The 23,905-nt window shown below is 67.1% G+C and carries 17 protein-coding genes and 3 riboswitches; of the genes, 14 read left to right on the top strand and 3 right to left on the bottom strand.

The genetic code is table 11. The features are described from left to right. Positions 1-27 precede the first annotated feature (27 nt). The 4 genes from G6034_RS16165 to G6034_RS16145 all read left to right on the top strand — a co-directional run bounded on the left by G6034_RS16165 (position 28) and on the right by G6034_RS16145 (position 5,729). Positions 28-1,236, top strand: a complete 1,209-nt coding sequence (locus tag G6034_RS16165; RefSeq protein WP_343038114.1) for a helix-turn-helix transcriptional regulator — start codon at positions 28-30, stop codon at positions 1,234-1,236. A 2,018-nt stretch (positions 1,237-3,254) separates the two neighbouring features. After that, the gene (locus tag G6034_RS16155) at positions 3,255-3,440 is read left to right on the top strand and encodes a CsbD family protein (protein ID WP_176636142.1); all 186 of its coding nucleotides are present in this window, start codon (positions 3,255-3,257) and stop codon (positions 3,438-3,440) included. Between the two features lie 135 nt (positions 3,441-3,575). Then, a complete protein-coding gene (locus tag G6034_RS16150) occupies positions 3,576-3,953 on the top strand; it encodes a VOC family protein (RefSeq protein ID WP_176636141.1) in 378 nt (125 codons plus the stop codon). Between the two features lie 189 nt (positions 3,954-4,142). Beyond that, the gene (locus tag G6034_RS16145) at positions 4,143-5,729 is read left to right on the top strand and encodes an ABC-F family ATP-binding cassette domain-containing protein (protein WP_176636140.1); all 1,587 of its coding nucleotides are present in this window, start codon (positions 4,143-4,145) and stop codon (positions 5,727-5,729) included. A 65-nt stretch (positions 5,730-5,794) separates the two neighbouring features. On the opposite strand, the gene G6034_RS16140 is transcribed toward G6034_RS16145, so the two are convergent. Beyond that, the gene (locus tag G6034_RS16140; protein WP_176636139.1) at positions 5,795-6,655 is read right to left on the bottom strand and encodes an Fpg/Nei family DNA glycosylase; all 861 of its coding nucleotides are present in this window, start codon (positions 6,653-6,655) and stop codon (positions 5,795-5,797) included. 155 nt (positions 6,656-6,810) lie between these two features. Here G6034_RS16140 and G6034_RS16135 point away from each other — a divergent pair, with 155 nt between their 5' ends. The 3 genes from G6034_RS16135 to G6034_RS16125 all read left to right on the top strand — a co-directional run bounded on the left by G6034_RS16135 (position 6,811) and on the right by G6034_RS16125 (position 12,015). Continuing rightward, positions 6,811-8,979 carry a hypothetical protein gene (locus G6034_RS16135; protein ID WP_176636138.1) on the top strand — a complete coding sequence of 723 codons (2,169 nt, stop codon included), beginning with the start codon at positions 6,811-6,813 and terminating at the stop codon, positions 8,977-8,979. 305 nt (positions 8,980-9,284) lie between these two features. Beyond that, positions 9,285-10,961 (top strand): glycoside hydrolase family 84 protein, encoded by a 1,677-nt coding sequence (locus G6034_RS16130; protein WP_176636137.1) that lies wholly within the window; start codon positions 9,285-9,287, stop codon positions 10,959-10,961. Next, positions 10,954-12,015 (top strand): discoidin domain-containing protein, encoded by a 1,062-nt coding sequence (locus G6034_RS16125; protein ID WP_176636136.1) that lies wholly within the window; start codon positions 10,954-10,956, stop codon positions 12,013-12,015. Before G6034_RS16130 ends, G6034_RS16125 begins: the two co-directional genes overlap by 8 nt. Here the strand turns inward: G6034_RS16125 and G6034_RS16120 are convergent. After that, a complete protein-coding gene (locus G6034_RS16120; protein ID WP_246296142.1) occupies positions 12,012-12,545 on the bottom strand; it encodes an LssY C-terminal domain-containing protein in 534 nt (177 codons plus the stop codon). The two genes, G6034_RS16125 and G6034_RS16120, sit on opposite strands and share 4 nt — an antisense overlap. A 229-nt stretch (positions 12,546-12,774) precedes the next feature. On the opposite strand from G6034_RS16120, the gene G6034_RS16115 reads away from it, so the two are divergent. Further along, on the top strand, positions 12,775-14,733 hold the full coding sequence (locus tag G6034_RS16115) for a penicillin-binding transpeptidase domain-containing protein (protein ID WP_176636134.1): 1,959 nt from the start codon (positions 12,775-12,777) through the stop codon (positions 14,731-14,733). A 113-nt stretch (positions 14,734-14,846) separates the two neighbouring features. On the opposite strand, the gene cycA is transcribed toward G6034_RS16115, so the two are convergent. Beyond that, the gene (gene cycA / locus G6034_RS16110) at positions 14,847-16,301 is read right to left on the bottom strand and encodes a D-serine/D-alanine/glycine transporter (RefSeq protein WP_176636133.1); all 1,455 of its coding nucleotides are present in this window, start codon (positions 16,299-16,301) and stop codon (positions 14,847-14,849) included. Between the two features lie 34 nt (positions 16,302-16,335). After that, positions 16,336-16,441: riboswitch (glycine riboswitch) on the bottom strand. Between the two features lies 1 nt (position 16,442). Then, a riboswitch (glycine riboswitch) is annotated at positions 16,443-16,541 on the bottom strand. A 170-nt stretch (positions 16,542-16,711) separates the two neighbouring features. Between cycA and G6034_RS16105 the strand changes: the two genes are divergently transcribed. The 6 genes from G6034_RS16105 (at position 16,712) to glyA (ending at position 23,808) form a co-directional block, all read left to right on the top strand. Next, positions 16,712-17,248 (top strand): hypothetical protein, encoded by a 537-nt coding sequence (locus G6034_RS16105; protein ID WP_218063987.1) that lies wholly within the window; start codon positions 16,712-16,714, stop codon positions 17,246-17,248. 221 nt (positions 17,249-17,469) lie between these two features. Next, positions 17,470-17,688, top strand: coding sequence for a hypothetical protein (locus G6034_RS16100; RefSeq protein WP_176636131.1), 219 nt, complete (start codon positions 17,470-17,472; stop codon positions 17,686-17,688). Positions 17,689-17,772: 84 nt separating this feature from the next. After that, positions 17,773-17,869: riboswitch (glycine riboswitch) on the top strand. Positions 17,870-18,023: 154 nt separating this feature from the next. After that, entirely contained in the window at positions 18,024-20,906 is a 2,883-nt protein-coding gene (gcvP, locus tag G6034_RS16095; protein WP_176636130.1) for an aminomethyl-transferring glycine dehydrogenase, read from the top strand. A gap of 18 nt (positions 20,907-20,924) precedes the next feature. Continuing rightward, positions 20,925-22,058, top strand: a complete 1,134-nt coding sequence (gcvT, locus tag G6034_RS16090; protein ID WP_176636129.1) for a glycine cleavage system aminomethyltransferase GcvT — start codon at positions 20,925-20,927, stop codon at positions 22,056-22,058. Positions 22,059-22,111: 53 nt separating this feature from the next. Continuing rightward, positions 22,112-22,495 carry a glycine cleavage system protein GcvH gene (gene gcvH, locus G6034_RS16085; RefSeq protein WP_176636128.1) on the top strand — a complete coding sequence of 128 codons (384 nt, stop codon included), beginning with the start codon at positions 22,112-22,114 and terminating at the stop codon, positions 22,493-22,495. Beyond that, positions 22,492-23,808 carry a serine hydroxymethyltransferase gene (gene glyA / locus G6034_RS16080; protein ID WP_343038113.1) on the top strand — a complete coding sequence of 439 codons (1,317 nt, stop codon included), beginning with the start codon at positions 22,492-22,494 and terminating at the stop codon, positions 23,806-23,808. Before gcvH ends, glyA begins: the two co-directional genes overlap by 4 nt. Positions 23,809-23,905 lie beyond the last annotated feature (97 nt).

Genomic DNA, 23,905 nt, shown 5'->3' with positions numbered 1-23,905 from the left:
TCCATTGCAGCATTGGCTGCGGCTCCCTTGACGAGCATCGCCGAGCGCCTGCGCGATGCCACGGCCCCGTATGTGGCAAGCAGCGCACTGCTCATCTTCACCGAGGACTGTACTGGCCGCCCGCACAAGAAGGCGGGATCGGAGGCGATCATCTCCCGCACCTCCATTGCCGAACTCGACAAGCTCCGTGCCACCCTTGCGGATGAAGCCCCGTGGCTGGGGGAAGCGGAGATAGCGGGTCGGCCCCGCCATGTCCTCGCCATGAAGTACACGCCCAGCCAAGCGCTGCTGGTGTTGACCGACCCTGATCCTGCCGCTGAATTGATGCCTGATGAAGCATTGGGGATGGTGGGCTACCTATGGGGCCTCACGGCCCGGCGGATCCAGGAGAAGGTCGCTGACGCACCGCCGTCGTACCTGCTGGAATCGCGGGCCGCGTCGGCAGAGCGTGTCCGCGTCACTGCAGAACTCGTTGACCAGTACTCCACGGTACTGGAGACAATTCTGGCTGCCGTGCGTTCAACCTCCCTCAATGACAAGGAGGCACGTTCGTCGGTCACGGACCTGACCGCCAAGTCCCTCATCGGGCTCCGCACCCTCAACGACCGCACCACTGACCTCGTGGAGGAGCCGGTTGGCAGGGCCTTCGAGAGGTTGCGGGATGACCTGCGCCCGCTGACACGCTTCAGCGGCATCGATGTCCAGTTCGTCGAACCCCCTCGGAACGGCAGGGCGCTTCCCGGGGAGGTTGCCCACGCGGCGCGTGCCATTGTTCGGGGACTGGTCCTGGCGATGATGGACCAGCCGGACGTCCACAGAATTCGCACGCAGTGGGATTGCGACGGCGAAAACCTGCTGGTGAACGTCCGTGACGACGGCCATGGGGCGCTCTCCCGGGAGTCTCAAGGCATGGCGCGGCTGGACCGCCAAGTTCAGGCTCTCACCGGCACAATGCAAATGGATGTGATCCCTGGCTGGGGGGCAGACGTCGCCGTGTCGCTGCCGTTGAACCCGCCCGAGCTGCGAGGTGGCAACGTTACCGCATGGAAGTTGAGCCCCCGCGAAATCAAGGTGCTCGAGCACCTCTCCGCCGGGGAGCGCAACCGCTCGATTGCCATGGCACTGAACATTAGTGAAAATACCGTCAAGTTCCATGTCCGGAATGTGCTGAAAAAACTTGCCGTCGGTTCCCGGTCCGAGGCAGTTGCACTGGCGCACAGTCGCGGCCTGCGCTGAGGGCCGGGGTGCGGTGGGGCTGGAAGCCGTCGGGGCAGCTGCGGTTCCCTGGAAAAGGACGCCAGCGCATTGGAACTGTTTTTTAGCCCGATTCCTGACCGCGGTCGCTCGAGAATGGGATGCCGCGAGTACGGGCACTAACGACGATCGGCCGAATATCCGCGGAGACTCAAGGGCCTAACAGGCGTCAGCAGCCATCAAAATGAGTCCTCCCTTGAGGGGAGGCCAGGAGTTCGTCATTTTCCGAAAACGGGGCCAGCCTGACGGGGAACACCCGCTTTGAAGAAAAGCGCGAGCCCAAGAAGTCAATCAAAAATGACCGGTCACGAGAATGGCCTGCGTGGAGCCGGTGGAGGAGGCATGAAAGACGGCCGCATGCAGCTGGTTACCTGCTGATGCGGTGGAGGTTGGACGGTCCGACACCAAATAGTTCACACCTGAAGTTGTTCAAGTACATCGGTGGCGACTGGCGGTTCGGAGTCGCCGGCGATGTGGTGCATCGTCAGTTGGCGCGGCCCTCTGTCCCGGCCTGGTGTCGGGTGTGGACCCGCAGGCCTCCAAGGGACGCGTTTCGCACAGTCCCTTGTCCGTTGCGGCAGATCGGCTATGATCCTCGCGTTGCTCGGTGGCTTCCAGCCATGCGGCCTGCAATTCCGCGCGGGCCGCGGGCATCACCGACTGTTCAAACACGGCACGTTCCCACGAGTAGGCGGGCGGGCGGTGCTCCCATGCCTCGCTCAGGGCCTGCCTGGCGGCCTCGTAGCGGGGGGACGAGATGGGCGTGTATTGCCCCTCCGGTTCGATGACGGCAGCGCCGTCACCGTGGCCAGCGAACATGTCTGGGATCGTCGTGCCTGCGAGCAGACCAGGATACTTGTGTCCCACGGCGGAGACCTCCTATTCCATGACTGGAACCGCGTTGAATACCCTAAGAAAAGGCTATGAACATCGCTGAAGGTTGACACGAGTGATCGACACCTGAATTCCGGGTACTCGGGTGGCAAGAAGGGTGGCAGACTACTTGGTTCATGCAAGTAGTGTCAACGGCGACTTCAAATCCGCAGGGTTTTCGTGGCCGCCCATGGGAAATTCTTCATGGCCGCTGACCCGTGAAGCTGGAGCTCCCTCAGCAGACCGGCCGGAGCGTGCCACGCATCATCAACGCGCTAAAGGCCAAGGCCGGCAGGGTCCCAACCCAGCCCTAAGAGCCGCCCGGTCGTGCCGGGCTACCGGTCCGCAGTGAGGCTGCGCAGGCCGGGGGCCGGATCCACGCCGTCGTCCGTGGCCGGGAGGATGACCAGGGACCGGGCCTCCTCGGCGCAGGCCCGCCCGCAATGGCGGCCACAGCCGTGCGCTGACGTTCAGCGCCCGCGCCGGACGTACGGGCAGCGGCCGGGTCCACCTGTTAGGTCGCCATCAGTGTGGCATTCCACCCCGGCGGTGAACACGGCGAGTCCGGGGCCTTGGCGCAGTTGGCAAAGCTGCCCGGCGGAACTGGCCCGGGGGAACTGTTGGCCTGAGGGCCATGGTCCTCGGTCTGGGCGCCTTGGCCCCCTGGCCGCTGCTCCAGGCGGCGCTGGGGATTGGATCGTCATCCAAGAAGCGCTGGGTCCGAAGCCTGCTGTCGTTTGGCAAGGCCGTTGCCTGCGTGGCGCTCGCAGTGACCGCGCTCTCGTTCGCCGTGGGTGGGTCCACCCATGCCGGCACGTCCACACGCAACGCGAGAGCCACCATTCTGTCCCTCCCAGGGGCCCAGCCCTGCACCGGGTGATACGGGCGGCGATTGCCGGGATGGGGGAGGAGATCCGATCTACAAGGGTGCCCGGCGGAAGTTCCGGAAGGACATCATGAGTCCGGACGGAACGTCCAAGGTGGGAGTGGTTGCCCGGGCGCGGCTCGCCCGTCCCTGACTCACGGGGACTCACGGGCCCGGTCATTGGCCTGCCTCCCAGCAAACGACCAGAGAAGGTTTGTACAGTCGACGGCGTAACTGTTGGATTGAGATTAAGGAGGGGCCCATGGGTCTCGGAGATAAGATCAGCAACAAAGCCCAGGAAGCCGCCGGCAAGGCAAAGGAGTCCCTGGGGGACGCCACCAACAACGAAAAGCTTCAGGCCGAAGGCGCAGCTGACCAAGCCGCCGCGAAGGCGAAGCAGGCCGGGGAGCACGTCAAGGACGCGTCCAAGGACGTCTTCGGCAAGTAGCCGTCCCGCCCGTGCCCCGCGCAGGACAGGGGGACTTGTCCTCCACCGAAATGGAGGGGGACAGGGCCCTTTGGTTTTCCTGCCAATGCTTGCGCAGCACTACCCAGCGGGCGGCGCCTCCACTAGCGTGAACCCATGGACTGGAAACTTGAACTCATTTTTGTGCCCGTCTCCGACGTGGACCGGGCCAAGGATTTTTATGTGAACAAGGTGGGCTTCAACGCCGACTTTGACGAGCGGCCCGGCGGCGGGATCCGCTTCGTGCAGCTGACACCGCCCGGCTCGGCCTGTTCCATCTGCATCGGCGAGGGCCTCACGGACGCCCCTCCCGGCACGGCGCCCAGCATGCAAATTGTGGTCAGCGACATCCAGGCGGCCCACGACCAACTCAAGGCCAACGGCGTGGACGTCAGCGACGTCGACGTCCAGCCCTGGGGTCACTTTGTGAACTTCGCCGACCCCGACGGCAACAAGTGGGCCCTGCAGTACATCCCGAGCCGCCCCAACGGCTGAGGGAGGGACGACGCCGGGAGGCGGCCTGGGTGCCCAGGCCGCCTCCCGGCGTCGTACCTTGGGCGGCGGGCCTCGCGGGCCATCCCCAGGACGAGGCGGTGCCGCCAACGCGGGCCGGCGCTGGACGGTAAAGTGGGGGCGGGTGTTTGTTCACGGCCCGCCACCAACCCGCATGCAAGGACCACACCCATGAGCCTGATCCGCCTCAACGACGTCTCCGTCCGCTTCGACCGTGTGCAGGTGCTGCGCGAGGCCTACTTCAAGCTCGACGCCGGCGACCGGGTGGGGCTGATCGGGCGCAACGGCTCGGGAAAGTCCACGCTGCTGAAGCTGGTGCTGGACCAGGTGCAGCCGGACACGGGGACCGTCGCCGTGGAACTGGGCACCAGGATCGGGTACTTCTCCCAGTTCTCCGAACTCAACGGCGCCGCCACCATCCTGGAGGTGCTGGAGGACGTGTTTGCCCACGTCAAGGACGTCGAGGCCGAGCTGGCCGGCATCGACGCCGCGCTCGCGGACGGTCCCTGCGAGGCCGAGCTGGACCGGCTGATCCACCGCCAGTCGGAACTGTTTGCGGACATGGACCGGCTGGACGGCTGGGACTATCCGCGCACCATTGACAAGGTGCTCACAACACTCGGCTTCAACGGGGCCCACCGCTCCTGTGCCATCGACGAGCTCTCCGGCGGCTGGCGCAACCGGGCCGCGCTGGCCAAGATCCTGCTCGAGGCGCCGGACGTGCTGCTCCTGGACGAGCCCACCAACTACCTGGACGTGGCCGGCGTCGAATGGCTTGAGGGCTGGTTCAAGAACTTCAAGGGCGCGGCCGTCATCGTCTCGCACGACCGCAAGTTCCTTGATTCAGTGGTCACCCGCATCATCGAGGTGGAAAACTTCCACCTGAACGAATACCCCGGCAGCTTTGCCGACTACGTGGTGGCCAAGCAGTTCCGGCTCAAGACGCTGGAGAGCCAGTTTGTGCACGAATCCGAGCTGCTGGCGTTTGAGGCGGAGGGGATCTCGGACCGGCGGGCGGCAGCGAAGGCCGGCTCGAAGGGGCTCGACGCGAAACTGTCAAAGATCAAGAAGGCCCGGGCGCCGCGGCCGGTGGATAAGATCATCACCGAAATTTATGCCGGCCTCCATGTCAAGGACGTCCTGTGCCGCGTGGAGTCGCTGGCCAAGTCCTACGGGGAACGGACCCTGTTCAGCGACGTCAGCTTCGAAATCCGCCGCGGGAACCGCATTGCCGTCCTGGGCGCCAACGGTTCCGGCAAGTCGACGCTGCTGCGCGTGCTGATGGGGGAGGAGCCGGCGGATTCCGGCCACGTCGCCTGGGCGAAGGGTGGCGGCCCCGTCTCCTACAACCAGGTCCTGGACGCGCTGGACCCCGAGGACACGGTCACGCATGCCGTCAACGCGATGCCGGACAGCCTCGCCCTGACCGCCACCAAAAAATCGGTCAACCGCTTCCTGGCCATGTTCCAGTTTTCCGAGGCGGAGCTGAAACAGCGCATCGGCCAGCTGTCCGGCGGCCAGCAGGCCCGTGTGGCCATGGCCCAGTGCCTGCTCTCCGGTGCCTCGGTGCTGGTCCTCGACGAACCCACCAACCACCTGGACCTCTCCAGCACCCAGGTCATGGAACGGGCCCTGCTGCACTTTCCCGGCGCCGTACTGGTGGTCAGCCACGACCGCTTTTTCACCGACAAGATCGCCACCCGCCGCCTGGTCTTCGACGCCGACGTGCCCGGTGAACTCGCCGTCCGGCAGGCGTAATTTTGGGAAGCTCGGGTCGCTTCCCAGGAGATCGCCTTTAAGCACCGCGGCACCGCTGCGCGGGCCTACTTCAGCAGCCTCGACAACCGCCGGTCCGCCAGGAGTTTTCCCTTGGTCTGGCAGGTGGGGCAGTACTGAAGGCTGGAGTCGGCAAAGTTGACCTGGCGAATGACGTCGCCACAGACCGGACAAGGCTCGCCCGCCCGGCCATGCACGCTGAGGTGGGATTTCTTCCCGCCCTTCAGTTCAGAGGCCGGGAGGCCGTCCAGCCGGGCGACGGCTTCCGCCAGGGTGGTCCGCAACGCCTTGAACAGGCGCCTGCCCTCCGCTGCATCCATGGCCGCCGGCTTGAACGGCGACATCCGTGCCGCATGGAGGATTTCGTCTGAATAGGCATTGCCAATGCCGGCAATGATCGACTGTTGGCGCAGCAATCCCTTGATCTCGGACCGCCCCGCCGCCCGGAGAATCCCAAGGAACAACTGCTCGGTGAAGTTCTTGTCCAGCGGATCCGGTCCGAGCTGCGCGATTCCCTGCACACTGCCCGCGTCCGGGACCACGTAGACGGCCACGCGCTTCCTGGTGCCTGCCTCCGTGATGTCCAGGGCCGAGCCGTCGCTGAACACCAGCCGCGCCGCGAGTGGACCCTTGCCCGGCACCCCCGACGATGCTGGCACGTTCTCGCGCCAGCGGATCCACCCCGCCCGCGCCAGGTGGACGACGAAGTGGACGTCACCCACAGCGAAGTCGAGGAACTTCCCGTGCCGGACCACGGCGCGCACGGTCTGGCCGGCCAGCGCGGAGGCCGGCGGATCATAGGTCTTCAACGCCGAAATGGAATGCACGTCGAGGCGCGCCACGGTCCTGCCACGGATTCGGGCATCGAGATCCTTGACGAGAGCATGGATTTCCGGGAGCTCTGGCACACACCAAGTCTCGGCCAGCAATGCCCGTCCCGTCCAGAGCCGCCGGAGCCCGGCCCGGGGACAGTTCAATGGCTTGACCAGGCGTAGACTGACGCGCTGACGTAACAGAAGGCGCCGATGCGCGCCGATTCCGAATCATGGGGCAAAGTACACGGGTGAGCAAAAAATTGCACCATGCCTTCGCGGCCGCCACTGTGTTCCTACTGTTTACTGTCCTTTCCGGCGCGGCCGCCGTCGCCGCGCCTTCCCCGCCGGCCCCTCCCGCCGCATCCGTGGCCGTCCACCCGGACATCAACCGGAACGTCAAGGCCTCCCTGGCCGGCCACCGGCACCGGCCGGTGTGCGCCCTGGCCCTGCCGGGCCGTGCCAGCTGCAACTCCGTCAAGGACGTCGACGTCAGCGGCCCTCTCGCAACGGCGACGACCGTACCGTTCGGCTACGCGCCCACCGACCTGCAGGCCGCCTACAGGCTTCCTGCCGCAACGGCCGGCACCGGCATGACGGTGGCGGTGGTCGACGCCTATGACGACCCGACCGCGGAAGCCGACCTTGCCACCTACCGGGCCAAGTACGGTCTGCCGCCGTGCACCGCGGCCAGCGGATGCCTTGCCAAGGTGGACCAGCGCGGGGGCACCGCCTACCCGGCCGCGGACGCGGGGTGGACCGAGGAAATCAGCCTGGACCTGGACATGGTCTCCGCGGCCTGCCCGCTCTGCAGCATCCTCCTCGTGGAGGCCGATACCGACGCCGTTGCCGACCTGGGCGCAGCCGTCAACACGGCCGTGTCCAAGGGGGCGGTCGCCGTCTCGAACAGCTACGGCACGGCGTCCAGCAGCTCGGACGCTTCCTTTGACAGCTTTTACAACCACCCCGGGGTGGCCATCACGGCCAGCGCCGGCGACAGCGGCTACGGCGCCGAGTACCCTGCCGCTTCTGCCTATGTCACGGCGGTGGGAGGGACGAGCCTGAGCCGCGACGGCAGCGCCCGGGGCTGGTCGGAGAGCGCCTGGTCCGGCACCGGCAGCGGCTGCTCGTACGGCGCGGCCAAGCCGGCCTGGCAGTCCGACGCCGGCTGCGCCACCCGGACCGTCACCGACGTGTCGGCCGTGGCGGACCTGGCCACCGGCGTGGCCGTTTACGACACCGCAGGCGGGTGGATGGTGATGGGCGGCACCAGCGCGTCCGCGCCGCTGATCGCCGCCATCTATGCCATGGCCGGGACGCCGGCGGCCGGCTCGTACCCGGCCCAGTTCCCCTACGCCCACAGCGGCCAGCTCAACGATGTCACCACGGGAAGCAACGGCAGCTGCGCGGCGGCCTATTTGTGCTCCGGCGCCGCCGGCTATGACGGGCCCACCGGACTGGGCACCCCCTCCGGTGTAGGCGCGTTCGCCGCCCCGTCGGCGACCCCGTCGCCCAGCCCGTCGGCGACCCCGTCGCCCAGCCCGTCGGCGACCCCGTCGCCCAGCCCGACGGCGACCCCGAAGCCGAGTCCGTCACCGACCCCGTCGCCGTCGCCCAGCCCGAAGCCGAGTCCGTCGCCCACCCCGTCGCCGACCCCGAAGCCGAGTCCGTCGCCTCCGCCCGTGCACGCCATCACCTCGGCCGCGGACACTGTATATGCCGACTCCTCGGGGCGGCTTTTTGACGTACCGGCCCCCGGCGGCCTGAAGTCGGGCCCCGCGCGCAGGATCGGCACAGGCTTCTACAGCATTCGCGACCTGCATGTCACCGACTGGAACAGCGACGGCATCCTCGACCTGCTGGTCCAGTGGAAGAGCGGCCGGGTGAGCGTGTACCTGGGAAATTCCACGGGATTGGGTTATGGCCCCGTGATCGCGACCCAGGGCTGGCAGGGCGTCACTCTCACCGTGGGCACGTGGTCCGCCTCCGCGCGCTACCCGTGGCTGGTCGGCACCAACAGTGCCGGGGGCCTGTATTACTGGGCCAACCGCCGCGGGACAACGGTTGACACGGCAGTACGGATCGGCACGGGGTGGACCGGCCTGAAGATCACGCAGCTCGACTTCGACGCCGACGGCAGGGCGGACCTGCTGGTGCGGCGCTCCAGCGGGGCCATGCTGCTGTACCGCGGCAACGGATCCGGCGCAATCATCAGTGAAACCCGCCGCGTGATCGGCACCGGCTGGCAGGGGTTTGACACCCTCAGCCCGGTGCCCGGATTTGCCTCCCCGGGCAGCAGGGGGCTGATTGCCCGGAACGCCGCGACCGGCACCCGTTACTACTACCCCGTCTTAACGGGCCGCTGGGGCACCCGGGTCACGCTGGCGGGGCAGTGGAAGTACCTGGCCATCGCCGATTGACGGCGGCCCGGATGTAACAAGGCCCGGACGTAACAAAGGCAGACATTCGCGACACACTTTGCGGCACCGTTCCCGGCGGCGGCGGGAATCCGAGTGAAAAGGCGTCAACGTCGCGGACGGCTGGCGCCCACGGCCTGCGGTGAGTTGTGTGACAGCGGATGGAAAACCATCTTGACGAAACAGTTGAATGGCGGAACAGGGATGTCAAGTGTGTCCGGACACCCCTTTATTCATCCGATGTCCGGTGGTTGAGTGAAGTGGTGCCGGCCACGCGGCCGGTGCGGAAACGACCGCAAGGAGGCCCAATGAAACTCAACACATCTACATTCATCAGACGAATTGCGGGCGCGGGGGCTGCCGCCCTTGTTGCCGGCTCACTCATCCTCACCGCAGCCCCGGGCTCCGTGGCAGCCACCCGGCCGCTGGAAGGCAACGGCCACCCCCTCACGCCGGCCATCTACCCGGTGCCCCAATCCGCAGTCACTCAGGGCCGGGAGGTCCCGCTCTCGGGCATCGTGACCCTGGTGGTCGGCGCCACCACGGACCAGGCCGCCGTGAAGGGGGCAACTGCCGTCCTGAGGGCCCAAAGCCACAACGTTGAGGTCGTGACCAGCACCCAGGACATTAGGAACGGCAGTGTTATCTACCTCGGCACGCCCAGCGACAACCCCAACGTGCGAGACGCCCTGGGCGAGCTGGGGGTCGACGCGGCGCCGACGCTCGCGCACGCCGAGGGCTACGTGTTGGCCACCGGCACCGTACAGGGCCGGAACGCCGCAGTGCTGGCCGGCGCGGACGGCAACGGCAGCTTCTACGCCGTCCAGACCCTGCGCCAGGTCATCAGCAGGAAAACAATCGCGCCCGTCCGGGTCTTGGACTGGCCGCTCATGAGCGTCCGGGGCACGGTGGAGGGCTTCTACGGCACGCCTTGGTCGCACCAGGCGCGGCTGGACCAGTTCGCATTCCATGGCCGGCAGAAAATGAACACCTACATCTACTCGCCCAAGGACGATCCGCTGCTGCGCGCACAGTGGCGCGGGCTGTACTCCGGCGACGAACAGCGGCAGCTGAAGGAACTCATCGACGCCGCCGCCGCGAATCACGTGAAATTCACCTACGCCCTGTCACCGGGCAACGACATCTGCTATTCGAACAAGGCCGACCTGGATTCGACGGTTGCCAAGTTTGATTCGCTCCACGCACTCGGCGTCCGGGACTTCTACATCGCCTTGGACGACATCGCCCCCTACCTGCAATGCGCCGGGGACTTGGCCATGTTCCCCAAGACGAACTTCCGCGGACTGGCCGACGCCCAGGCCTACTACCTGAACGCTGTCAACGCGCAGTTCATCAAGAAGCACGCCGACGTCGGGGCACTCCAGATGGTGCCCACCAACTATGCCGGATCCGCAGCGGACCCCTACAAGGGTGAGCTGGGCGTGGAAATGGACAAGGACATCCTGCTGCAGTGGACCGGCGAGCAGGTGGTCTTGCACCGGATCACCACCGCCAGCACCAAGGCCGCCCAAGTCACCTACGGCACAGCAGCTGATCCGCGCGGCCTGTTCATCTGGGACAACTACCCGGTCAACGACTTCGCCCAGAACAAGCTGTTCCTGGCGCCGCTGATCGGCCGCGACGCGGACCTCTACACGGCCACGACGGGTATCACGGCGAACCCGATGATCGAGTCCTACGCGTCGCTTCCCACGCTGTTCAACTTCGCCGACTTCACCTGGAACGGCCCCGCCTACCAGCCGCGGCAGTCCATGGACGCCGCCCTGAAGCTGCTCGCAGGAACCAGAAAGGGCAGCCTCGAATCACTCACGGCGTTCGCCGACCTGAACCAGAATTGGCAGAACGACCCGCGCCCCGGCCCTGTCGGCCGACGTCGCCGCGTTCTGGTCCCAGTACGACGCCGGGAAGTTCCCGGCGCGTTCGACGCTCGCCGCCCGCGCCAGGCTGATCCAGGGCATGCCTAAGGACCTGGCCGCAATGGCCGAGGCCGGCTTCTACTCGGATGCGAAGCACTGGATCGACACGGCCGCACACTGGGGCAGCGCCACCGGCCACGCCCTGGACATGCTTCAGGCCGTCAAGAAGGGCGACGGGCCCGCCGTCGTCGCCGCCCGCACTCTGCTGAACACGGCCGTCGCTGCCGCCGGCGCTGCCACGCAGCCCACCCTCGACCAGGGCCTGGTGGTCCCGCAGGTGGGTGACGGCGTCTTCCAGGCGTTCATCGCCAGGGCCAAGTCCACGGCCGACTCCTGGCTGGGGGCCGTGCCGGCCCCCGGAGCGGCGCCCAAAGCGGTGGCCAGCTTCCAGCCATATGGCAACAACACCCCGGACAAGATGTTCGACGGCGACACCGGCACCATCTTCTGGACCAACTCCACCCCGGTGGTCGGGTCCGTGATCGGGGCAGACCTGGGCGGCCCGGCCAGCATCACGAGTGTGAAAATCCAACAGGCGGACTCCGATACCGTCAGCGCCGACATGATGTACCACGCGAAGTTGCAATACTCAGTTGACGGCGCCGCCTGGACGGACGCCGGGAACTTCAACAACGCACCGGTCATCAGTGCCACGTTCGCCACGCCCGTGACAGCCCGCTACGTGCGGATCATTGCCACGGACGTCAACCCCGGAGGGAAGTGGGTCAAGATCCGCGAGTTCACGGTCAGCACGGTCCCCGTGGGAGTGGCCTCCACGATTCCTTCGGCCGAGGGCAGTGTCCTGTCCGACACCGTGGACGGCCGGGTGGACACCGCCTGGACCGGATCCCGGGACGCCATGGCCGGCGACGCCCTCACCCGGGAGTTCGACGCCCGGGACCTGGCGTCCGTGACCGTGGTGGGGACCGCCACCGGCACCGTCCAGATTCGGCGCGGGGACGCCTGGACCACGGCCGGCACCCTCAAGTCCGGCTACACGAAGGTGCGTGTGGGCGGTGCGCCCGTCACCGGCGTCCGCCTGGTCCTGGACCGCGGCCCGGCCCCGGTGGTCAGCGAGATCATCCTCGGCCCATCGTCCTAGGTCCCGCATGCCTGGGGCACAGGCAAACAGGGCGCCGTGGCGCAAGGCAACTGCCGCCGTCGCCCCGCCGTTGCGGCTGTGGTGTCCCGTGGAGAAGTGCCGGATCGTGTGGACGGTGGCGCCCCGACCAGGTCCACGTCGAAGCCGCCGGGCAGCTTCCAGCCGCCGGGGCACACCCAGAACCGGACAGGGTGGCGCCGGGCCGGGCTGCCGTCCACCTCGCGCTCAAACGCCAGGGTCTGCCTGCGCTGGAAGACGAAGAGCGCACTGACGGGCGCGGTGGGGTAGCTGCGGCGCAGCAGCGAGGCCCGGATAAAGTGCCAGCTGCTGCGCAGGGTGACGGGGTGCCCGAGCAGGCCGTCGGCCGTGCGCGTCCGGCCGGTGAAGTAGTCGGGGACGTAAAGCCCTGGCAGCAGGCGGTTCAGGCGCGGGAGCAGGATATGGGCGGCCACGACCCAGATGACCAGGAACAGCCCTGGCTGGCGGGCCCGGTTGTGGATCTCCAGGGCGATGAGCCCATGACGGCCCAACCAGCAACCACCGTGACGACGAACAGCAAGCTGCGCTGGAGCCACTGCAGCGCGGTGCGTCCATCCGCCGAAGCCCTTGCGGCCGGGCGCACCCGCCGCCTGCCGTGCCATCCCCGGTTCCCGCTTCCACGGTCTTATCATGGCCTTGGTTGCCGGGACGCACACTGTTTTTGGTTGGACGCCCAAATTTTTTCGGTAGGCTGGGCAGACAATCAACGCTGGGGGTTTCATGCTTCGTCGTGCCGCGGGTCTTTTGTTCGTGCTGGCTCTCGTCCTGGCCGGTGCGGCCTGCTCGTCCCCGAAGGACGACGGCACGGGAACGGCCAAGGCCCTTGCCGTGGCGCTCGCGGCGCATACTGTGGGTGCATTGGCCTTTGACCAGCCGGCGGCCGCCGTCCAAAGGGAACTCACCGAATTGTCGAGGGGGATCGACCCCGTATGGCCCAAGGTCACCGTGGACGGCGTCGCCGTCAAGGATGACGGCACTGCCCGCATCTCCCTGGGCTATTCATGGACCCTCCCGAATGTCGCGAAGCCGTGGACCTATACGACCGGGGCGGACATGAAGCGCAACGGCGACGGCTGGACCATCTCGTGGGCCCCTGACATGCTGGTGCCCCGGCTGGAGGCCGGCGAACGGCTGAAGATCTCCACCAGCTACCCCCATCGGGCGGGCATCCTGGCCGCGGACGGCCAGTCGATCGTCAAGGACCGGCCCGTGGAAACGCTGGGCATCAACAAGGACGGCCTCAGCGAAGCGGTCGCCGCGGCGTCCGCCAAGGCGCTGGCCGCCGTCGTCGTCGTCGACCCGGCCGCCTACCTGGCCAAGGTCAAGGCCTACGGCCCCGTCGCTTTCGTGGACGCCATCACGCTGCGCCAGGAGGCATACGACGCGCTGGACCAGGCGAAGCTGAAGGACATCAAGGGTTTCCTGGCTACCCCGGGCACCCTGCCGCTGGCGCCGTCGCGCACCTTCGCCCAGGCGGTGCTCGGCTCCGTCCACGAGGCGACAGCGGAGGACATCAAGAAGTCCGACGGCAAGGTCTCGGCCGGCCAGGTGGTGGGCGGCAGCGGCCTGCAGGCCTCCTTTGACAACCAGCTGGCCGGAACGCCGGGCGTGACCATCGAGGCCGTGGCAGGCACGGCCGCCACACCCGCCCCCGGTGCCACCGCGCCCAGTGCCACCGAGGCCGCCGCCCCGTCCGCGGATGCCACCACCAGCGCCAAGATCCTCTTCACCCAGGCCCCAGTCGACGGCAAGGACGTCAAGACCACCCTTGTGCCAAAGCTCCAGACCGCCGCCGAGGACGCCCTGGCGGATGTCAAGACGCCGAGCTCGATCGTCATCATGAGGCCGTCAACGGGCGCCATCCTCGCCGCCGCCAACGGCCCGGACAGCAACGGCTACAACACGGCGTTCCTGGGACAGTACGCCCCCGGTTCCACCTTCAAGATCGCCACGTCCCTGGGCCTGTTCCGGGAGGGCATGACCCCGCAGTCCACACTCAGCTGCACGCCTGAATACACGGCGGACGGCAAGAAGTTCCTCAACGCCCCGGGCTACGCGGTTGACGCGGAGGGCCAGATCCCCATGACCGTGGCCATTGCCCACTCCTGCAATACCGCGTTTGTCTCCCAGTACAAGAACCTGGCGCAGGACAAGCTGGCCGACGCGGCCGGTGCCCTGGGCATCGGCATGACCAGCGACCTGGGCCTGGACGCGTTCATGGGCGTGGTCCCGCGCGATTCCGCCGGCACCGCGCACGCCGCCTCCATGATCGGCCAGGGCAAGGTGCTGGTATCCCCGCTGGCCATGGCCACGCTGATGTCCTCGGCCGTCAAGGGAGCCGAGGTGGTGCCGGTGCTCGTGGCCGGGCGTGACGCGAAGGCCAAGCCCGCCGAAGGGCCGGCCGTGACCGCCAAGGAGGCCGAAGGGCTGCGCACGCTCATGCGGGCCTCCGTCACGGAAGGCTACCTGACCAACCTGGCCGACCTGCCCGGGGCACCGGCGATCGGCAAGACCGGAACGGCCGAATACGGCACCGACAACCCTCCGCGCACCCACTCGTGGGTCATTGCCGCCCAAGGCGACATTGCTGTTGCGGTCTTCGTGGAGGACGGCGACCTCGGCGCCATCACCGGCGGTCCGCTGGCGAAGGCGGCGCTGGAGGCCGCGGCCGGGAACTGAGCTGTCCGGCCGGGGAGCGGACCTGGGGGCCGCCCGTGCGCGAGGGCGGGGTCAAGCCGCAGCCCTGAGTGCCGCGCTGGCCGTCGGCACCGGCACCACGGCGGGGGTGCGTTTTAGTTCACGCCGCGTTCCGACTTGAGCTCGCCGCGGAACGTCGCGTAGCGTGCCACGTGGGTCGGGCGGCGCCGCAGGAAGAGCCACACGACGCCGAGGGCGATGAACCAGATCGGTGTGACCAGCAGGGCCTCCAGGGTGTCGGTCTGGGTGGTCAGCGCCCAGAGGACAAAGGCGAAGAACGCAAAGACCACCAGCACCATGGGAATGCCGCCGGGCATCTTGAACGCGGATGCGTTGTGCAGCTCCGGCCGGCGGCGCCGGAAGGCGATGTAGCTGGCCAGGATGATCGACCAGACGAAAACAAAGCACACTGCGGACACCGTGGTCACCATTTCAAAGGCCTTGCCAATGTCCTGTCCGGCATACATCAGCACGACGCCGGAGAGCAGCAGGACGCAGGAGAGGAACAGGGCGTTGCTGGGAACCTTGCGGCCGGAGAGCCGGCCAAACACCTTGGGGGCGTCCCCCTCCTGGGCGAGGCCGTACACCATGCGCGAGGTGGAGTAGATGCCCGAGTTGGCCGAGGACATGGCGGAGGTCAGCACGACGAGGTTAACCACAGTGGCCGCGGCGCCCAGGCCGGCCAGGGAAAACATGGCGATGAACGGGCTGTGGCCGGCGGTAAACTGCGTCCAGGGGATCACGGACATCAGGATGATCAGGGCGCCAACGTAGAACAGGAGCACGCGCACCGGGATGGAGTTGATGGCCTTGGGGAGGTTTTTCTCCGGGTCCTTCGCCTCGGCCGCCGTGGTGCCCACCAGCTCGATTCCCACAAAGGCAAACACGGCAATCTGGAAACCCGCCACAAATCCCATGAACTCGTGTGGGAAGAAGCCGCCGTGGCTCCAGAGGTTGGTGAAGCTCGCAGCGCCTGCGTTGGAGCGGAACCCGCCGAAGATCATGAACAGGCCCACGATGATCAAGGCGGCGATGGCCACGATCTTGATCAGGGCAAACCAGAATTCCGTCTCGCCAAAGGCCTTGACTGTTGTCAGGTTCAGCACCAGGAGGATGCCGATCGTGACCAGCCCGGGGATCCACAAGGGAAGTCCGGGCCACAGTTCTTGGGAATATCCGGCGATGGCAATGACGTCGGCGATGCCGGTGATCACCCAGCAGAACCAGTAGGTCCAGCCCGTGAAGAAACCGGCCCACGGGCCCAAAAGGTCCGCGGCGAAGTCGCTGAATGACTTGTAGTGCAGGTTGCTGAGCAGGAGTTCGCCCATGGCGCGCATGACGAAGAACAGCATGAAGCCGATGATCATGTAGACAAAGATGACCGAAGGCCCGGCAGCGGAGATGGTCTTCCCGGAGCCCATGAACAAGCCGGTGCCGATGGCCCCGCCAATGGCGATCAGCTGGATGTGCCGGTTGCTCAGCTGGCGCTCAAGCCGGGGCGGTGCATCTTGGACTGACTGGGGACGGTGAATCGTCACAGGGAACTCCATCGTTCAGGTGGCCGCGGCCACGCTTAATTGGGTTCCTCCCCGCTCTGTCTGGGACCTGAGAGTTTCCGCGCATCCTTGAGAACAAGGGTGCGCTTGCACCTTCGGTGAGCCTGGTTTCCTTCGGCTGCTTTCCAGAGTTGCCTTGCCGCGGCGGTACGTGGGCCTGAGAGATTCCCGGGGAGGGTTTGCTCCTACGGCGCCTGCCAGGACGTACCGGCAGGACTCTCCCGCCGCGGATCATGGGCACATGCTTCTTTTCTTTCGGTGACGCGAGTCACACAGTAATGCAACGGGCGTCCGGGCGCAAACCGAGTGGCGGCGGTCACTCGCGACTGCAAGCAAACCGCTGCCGTGGCCAGGCCGCCGGGGGGATGATCGCGCCCAATCCCACCGTCTAGTTTTGGATCGTTGTGGCCGCCGGCCTGGTGGTTTTCGTGCAAAGTGTTCGCGGCGCCGCCAGACTCAACCGGCTCCCGCGCCAGCAACAACACCAACGCCAGCTGGAGAAGGCGGTCCTGGCATCCCTGAAATCCATCAGCGATGTCACCCACATCGACCTGACGGAAATCGGCGGCTGCGTCTACACCGTCCGCCGGCGCCTGTGGCCGTTCCGGCACCGGCGCCTGCGGCGCGTCGTCCGGTACCGCCTGAATGAGCACCCGCAGGGCTCCGGCATCCAGTGGTCGGACCGCAAGGGGGTTGTTGGCCAGGCAATGCGGGACGTCGCGCCGCGGCACTTCGACTGGCGCGAGGTTGCTGCCGCCTGGAAGCGTCCGGAAAACGTACCGTGGGAGGCCCATGCGTCACTGCCGGAGGCGGCGGGAAGGGGATTCTCCTACGACGAATTCCGCAAAGTGGCCCGCAAATACTCCGAAGGGCTGGCGGTCCCCATCGTCAGCGACGGCCAAGGGCGTTTTCGCGGTGGACTTGCCTTACATTTCCGGTGACGAACGGGAGCCCTGCCGGCTCGACTCGCCGATGGTCATCCGCATTGCCACGGCGTGCGCCGGAATGCTGCGCGACATGCTGGAGGCGGACTCAACTTATAACCGACATCACGTTTTGGCGGCATTGCTCCTGATCTTCGCTGCTGGCAAAATTGCCCGCGAAACCTCAGGTTGGCGGCCGTGGTGACACGTCATGCCAACGACAGGGAGCGGGATAGTTGGTGTCCGATTCACATCGCCGCCCGGCGACGCCCCGGCAGGCCGAAGACCTCTTTGTCGAAAACCTGCGCGGGTTGCACCCGGACGCGACGTTGTCGGCCGCCATCGACCGATTTGTCCGTGACCGTCCCGACACACTGGAAGAGGAACTCCGGGGACAGGCCGCGGACCGCGAGGACGGCAACGCCAAGCAGGGGCACCGCGGGTGCGCGGGTCGATGATCCCGGCGAGACCCGCCCGCTTTGCCGCAGGCCGATCCTTCGTGTAACGTGTGCTGCGAATCACCCACAACTTCATATGCCTTTCGAATCGTGGCGGGAGAGTCCTCCCAACTTTTTTGGCGGCGCCGTAGGAGCAAATCCTCCCCAGGAATCTCTCAGGCCCACGTACCGCCACGGCGAGGCAACTCTGGAAAGCAGCTTGGCGAAAGCCCGGCTCACCGACGGTGCAAGTGGACGGACAAGTCCTACGGAATCTCTCAGGTCCAAGACAGAGCGGGGAGGAACCCAAACCCATGCCGGGCCCCAACGGGGACGGCCGTACCTTGGAGTTCCTCATGACGATTCAATCCAACCCAACCGTGTTTGCCGACCGGCACATCGGTGCCCGCCGGCAGGCCGACATCGACTCCATGCTCAAGGCCATCGGCTACGACAGCGTCGACTCCCTGGTCGACACCGCAGTCCCCGACTCCATCCGCCAGGGGACGCCGCTGGTGCTGCAGGCGCCGCTCAGCGAAGTGGAGGTGCTGGCCGAACTTCGCGCACTTGCCGCGAGGAACAAGACGGCCGTCCAGCTGATCGGGCAGGGCTACTACGACACCGTGACGCCTGCCGTGATCCGCCGCAACATCCTGGAGGCACCGGCCTGGTACACCGCCTACACGCCGTACCAGCCGGAAATCTCCCAGGGCCGCCTCGAGGCGTTGCTGAACTTCCAAACCATGGTCAGCGACCTTACCGGACTGCCCGTCGCCAACGCCTCGCTGCTCGACGAAGCCACGGCCGTGGCCGAGGCCGTCCTCCTCATGCGCAGGGCCAACAAGTCCAAGGGCGCCTCGGACGGAAAAACGGTGCTCGATGCGGACCTCCTGCCGCAGACCATCGCCATCGTCCTGGGCCGGGCCGAGGCCCTGGGCTTCGAGGTGGAAATCGCGGACCTGTCCCTGGGCCTGCCGGACGGCGCGATCAACGGCGTCGTCCTGCAGCAGCCCGGCGTTTCGGGCCGGGTCTTCAACCACGCACCGGTCATTGCCGCGGCCAAGGAACGCGGCGCCCTCGTTACGGTGGCCGCGGACCTGCTGGCACTGACGCTGATCACACCTCCCGGCGAGCAGGGCGCGGACATCGCCGTCGGCACGGCCCAGCGCTTCGGCGTACCGCTGTTCTTCGGCGGCCCGCACGCCGCCTACATGGCCGTCCGCAACGGGATGGAACGCACACTCCCAGGCCGCATCGTGGGCGTCTCCGCCGACAACACCGGCCTTCCCGCCTACCGGCTGGCACTGCAAACCCGCGAGCAGCACATCCGCCGCGAAAAGGCCACCTCCAACATCTGCACCGCCCAGGCACTGCTCGCCATCGTCGCCTCCATGTACGCCGTCTACCACGGCCCCGAGGGGCTGAAGGCGATCGCCGAAACGATCCACAGCCACGCCCGCACGCTCGCCGCGGGACTGGCGGCCTCCGGCGTCGAAGTGCTCCACGGCTCCTTCTTTGACACCCTCACGGTGCGCGTTCCCGGACGCGCCGGCGCCATCGTGGCACTGGCCGAACGGGACGGCATCAACCTGCGCCCCATCGACGCCGACCACGTGGGCATCTCCTTTGATGAAACCACGACGGCGGACATCACCGCCCGCGTTGCCGCCGTGTTTGGTGCCGCACCGGCGGGCGACGGCACCGAGCACGGAGCAGGGGCAACCTTTGCCCTCGCCGCGGACACCGGGCGCACCTCGGACTTCCTGACCCACCCCGTGTTCAACACGCACCGCTCCGAAACGCAGCTCCTGCGCTACATCCGCCGCCTCAGCGACCGCGACCTGGCGTTGGACCGGACCATGATCCCGCTGGGCTCTTGCACCATGAAGCTCAACGCCACCGCCGAGATGGAAGCGATGTCCTGGCCCGGGTTCGCCTCCATCCACCCCTTTGCCCCGGATTCCCAGACCAGTGGCTGGCGCGAACTCATCGCGGGCCTGGAAGCGGACCTCTGTGAGATCACCGGCTACGACCAGGTCTCCCTCCAGCCCAACGCCGGTTCCCAGGGCGAGCTCGCAGGCCTCCTGGCCATCCGCGGCTACCACCGCTCCCGCGGCGACGGCCAGCGCACCATCTGCCTGATCCCACAGTCCGCGCATGGCACCAACGCCGCCTCCGCCGTCCTGGCCGGCATGAAGGTGGTCGTCGTGGCCACCGCCCCCGACGGTGCCATTGACAGCGCGGACCTGCAGTCCAAGATTGAAACCCACAGGGACCAGCTGGCGGCCATCATGATCACCTACCCGTCCACGCACGGCGTCTACGATGCGGACGTTCGCGAGGTCTGCGACGCCGTCCACGCCGCCGGGGGACAGGTCTACGTTGACGGCGCCAACCTGAACGCACTGGTGGGCCTCGCCCAGCCCGGCAAGTTCGGCGGCGACGTCTCCCACCTGAACCTGCACAAGACGTTTTGCATCCCGCACGGCGGCGGCGGACCCGGCGTCGGCCCCGTTGCGGCCAAGGCCCACCTGGCCCCCTTCATGCCAGGCGACGCGAACGCGCCGCTGGTCGAGACGGCCGGGGAACCGGCCACCGGGGCGCCGATCTCCGCCTCACGCTTTGGCTCCGCCGGCGTGCTGCCGATTTCCTGGGCCTACGTCAAGCTGATGGGCGGGCAGGGGCTGACCGAGGCCACGAAGTCCGCGCTGCTGGCCGCGAACTACATCGCCTCCGAGCTCAACGAGCACTTCCCGGTCCTGTACACGGGCGTCGGGGACCTGGTGGCCCACGAGTGCATCCTGGACCTGCGCGAGCTGACGGCCAAGACCGGCGTCACCGCCGAGGACGTGGCCAAGCGCCTGATCGACTACGGCTTCCACGCCCCCACGCTGTCCTTCCCGGTGGCCGGCACGCTCATGGTGGAGCCCACCGAGTCCGAGGACCTGGACGAGATCAACCGGTTCATCACGGCCATGGTCAGCATCCGCCACGAAATCGACCAGGTCGCCGCGGGCGACTTCACCCTGGCGGACAGCCCGCTGCGGAACGCGCCGCACACGGCCGCCGTCGTCGTCGATTCCAGCTGGGAGCGCGGCTACCCGCGCGAACAGGCCGTCTTCCCGGTGGCCAGTCTGCGCCAGGACAAGTACTTCCCGCCCGTGGGACGCATTGACGGGGCGGCGGGGGACCGGAATCTGGTCTGCTCCTGCCCCCCGATCGAAGACTTCGAAAACTGACACCGCAAAGGAATCCCCATGACTGAGAACCACACAGCCCTTTACGGCGAACACCAAAAAGCCGGCGCCTCCTTCACCGACTTCGGTGGCTGGCAGATGCCGCTGAAATACTCCTCGGAACTGGCCGAGCACCACGCCGTCCGCAATGCCGCCGGCCTCTTCGACCTCTCCCACATGGGCGAGGTCTGGGTCAGCGGCCCCGACGCCGCAGCGTTCCTGGACTACGCCCTGGCCGGAAAACTGTCCGCCGTGGCCGTGGGCAAGGCCAAGTACTCGCTGATCTGCAACGCCGACGGCGGCATCATCGACGACCTCATCTCCTACCGCCGCAGCGACGACAAATACCTGGTGGTGCCCAACGCCGGCAACGCCGCCACCGTGGCAGCACTTCTGGCCGAACGCGCCGCCGGCTTTGACGTCCGGGTCCAGGACGTCTCCGGCGAGACTTCCCTGATCGCCGTCCAGGGCCCCAACGCGGAAGCCATTCTCCTGACGCTCGTGCCGGCCGGGCAGCACCCGCTGGTGAAAGAGCTGAAGTACTACGCTGCCGTTGAGGTAGGCATCACCGTCGGCGGCACTGTCCATGAACTGCTGCTGGCACGCACCGGCTACACCGGCGAGGACGGCTTCGAGATCTACCTGCCCAACGCCGACGCGCCAGCCCTCTGGCAGGCGCTGCTGGCAAGCGGCACAGCCCATGGACTGATTCCGGCCGGGCTTGCCGCCCGAGATTCGCTGCGCCTGGAGGCCGGCATGCCGCTGTACGGCAACGAACTCTCCCTGGACGGCCACCCCTACGCCGCCGGACTGGGACCCGTGGTGTCGCTGGCCAAGGAAAGCGACTTCGTGGGCAGGGCCGCCCTCGCCGCCATCAAGGAATCCGGCGAAGGCACCACCACGGGGCGCAAGCTCGTGGGCCTGAAGGGCGTTGGCCGCCGGGCCGCGCGCGGCCACTACCCGGTCCTGAAGGACGGCGTCGTGATTGGTGAAGTCACCTCCGGCCAGCCCAGCCCCACCCTGGGCTACCCGGTCGCACTGGCCTACGTCGACGTCGCCCACGCCGAACCGGGCACCCTGCTCGACGTCGACCTCCGCGGCAAGGCCGAGCCCTTCGAGGTCGTCGCACTTCCGTTCTACAGGCGCCAAAAGTAGTCTCCGGCCTCCATGCCTGAAGCTTTCACCAGACCAACTGAAAGGTTTACCCCATGAGCAAAGTAGCTCCCGAACTGCAGTATTCCGCCGAGCATGAGTGGATCTCCACTGATGGTTCCAGCCCGTCCACGATCGGCGTCTCGGCCGTCGCCGCCGACGCGCTGGGCGACATCGTGTACGTGGACCTGCCCGAGGTCGGCGCCACCGTCACCGCCGGCGAACCCTGCGGAGAGATCGAGTCCACCAAATCCGTCTCAGACCTGTACGCCCCCGTCACGGGCGAGGTCACCGAGGTCAACACCGCCGCCGTCGACGACCCCGCCGTGATCAACTCCGATCCCTACGGTGCCGGCTGGTTGTTCAAGGTTGCCGTGGAATCCGAGGGCCCGCTGCTGACCGCGGCCGAGTACGCCGCAGCCAACGGCGGCGAGCTGTGAGCGCCGTCGGAGTGGACTACGTCCAGGTGATCTCGCCGAGCCTGGACGCCCCGCTGTCCGCGCTGGACCCCGAAATCGCCGTCCAGATCGACGCCGAGCTGACCCGCCAGCGCACCGGCCTGGAAATGATCGCCTCGGAGAACCACACCGCGGCCGCCGTCATGCAGGCACAGGGTTCCGTGCTGACCAACAAGTACGCCGAAGGCTACCCCGGGAAACGCTACTACGGTGGCTGCGAGCACGTGGATGTCATTGAGCAGCTGGCCATCGACCGGGTCAAGGCCCTGTTCGGCGCGGAGTTCGCGAACGTCCAGCCGCACTCCGGCGCCCAGGCCAACGCCTCCGTCATGCACGCCCTGATCAAGCCCGGCGACACCATCATGGGGCTGAACCTGGCCCACGGCGGACACCTCACGCACGGCATGCGCATCAACTTCTCCGGCCGGCTCTACAACGTGGTCCCGTACCAGGTCCGCGAGGACACGCACCAGGTGGACATGGCCGAGGTTGAGCGCCTGGCCCTGGAACACAAGCCGGCGCTGATCGTTGCCGGCTGGTCCGCCTACGCCCGCCAGCTCGACTTTGCCGAGTTCCGCCGCATCGCGGACCTGGTGGGCGCCTACCTCATGGTGGACATGGCCCACTTCGCCGGGCTCGTCGCGGCCGGGCTGCACCCCTCGCCGGTGCCGCACGCGCACGTCACCACCTCCACCACGCACAAGACCCTGGCCGGTCCGCGCGGCGGCATCATCCTCTCCAACGACGCCGACATCGCCAAGAAGATCAACTCGGCCGTGTTCCCGGGACAGCAGGGTGGGCCGCTTGAGCACGTCATTGCCGGCAAGGCCGTGGCGTTCAAGATCGCCGCAACGCCCGAGTTCAAGGAACGCCAGGAGCGCGTGCTTCTCGGCTCCCGGATCCTGGCCGACCGCCTGGTCCAGCCCGACCTCGCCGCCAAGGGGATCTCCGTCATCTCCGGCGGCACCGACGTCCACCTGGTCCTGGTGGACTTGCGCCATTGCGAACTCAACGGCCAGGAAGCCGAGGACCGGCTCGCGGCCATCGACATCACCGTCAACCGCAACGCCGTGCCGTTCGATCCCCGCCCGCCCATGGTCACCTCCGGCCTGCGCATCGGCACGCCGGCGCTGGCAACGCGCGGCTTCGGTGAGGCCGCCTTCGTTGAGGTTGCCGACATCATCGCCGAGGCCCTGATGGCCGACGCCGGTGCGGACCTTTCCGGGCTCCGTCGCCGTGTGGAGGCACTCGCCGACGCGCACCCGCTCTACCCGTCAGTGGCTAATCTCTCCTAAGCCGCAGGAAATCCCGCCGGGCACCTAGACAGGGGTGCCCGGTCCTCCGTCAGAATTCGCTGCCGGATAAATATTCAGTCTTCAGTAGAGGTACTCA

This window comes from Arthrobacter wenxiniae, assembly GCF_013376105.1.
GTDB lineage: Bacteria > Actinomycetota > Actinomycetes > Actinomycetales > Micrococcaceae > Specibacter > Specibacter wenxiniae.
This window is presented reverse-complemented; position numbering and strand designations above follow the sequence as displayed.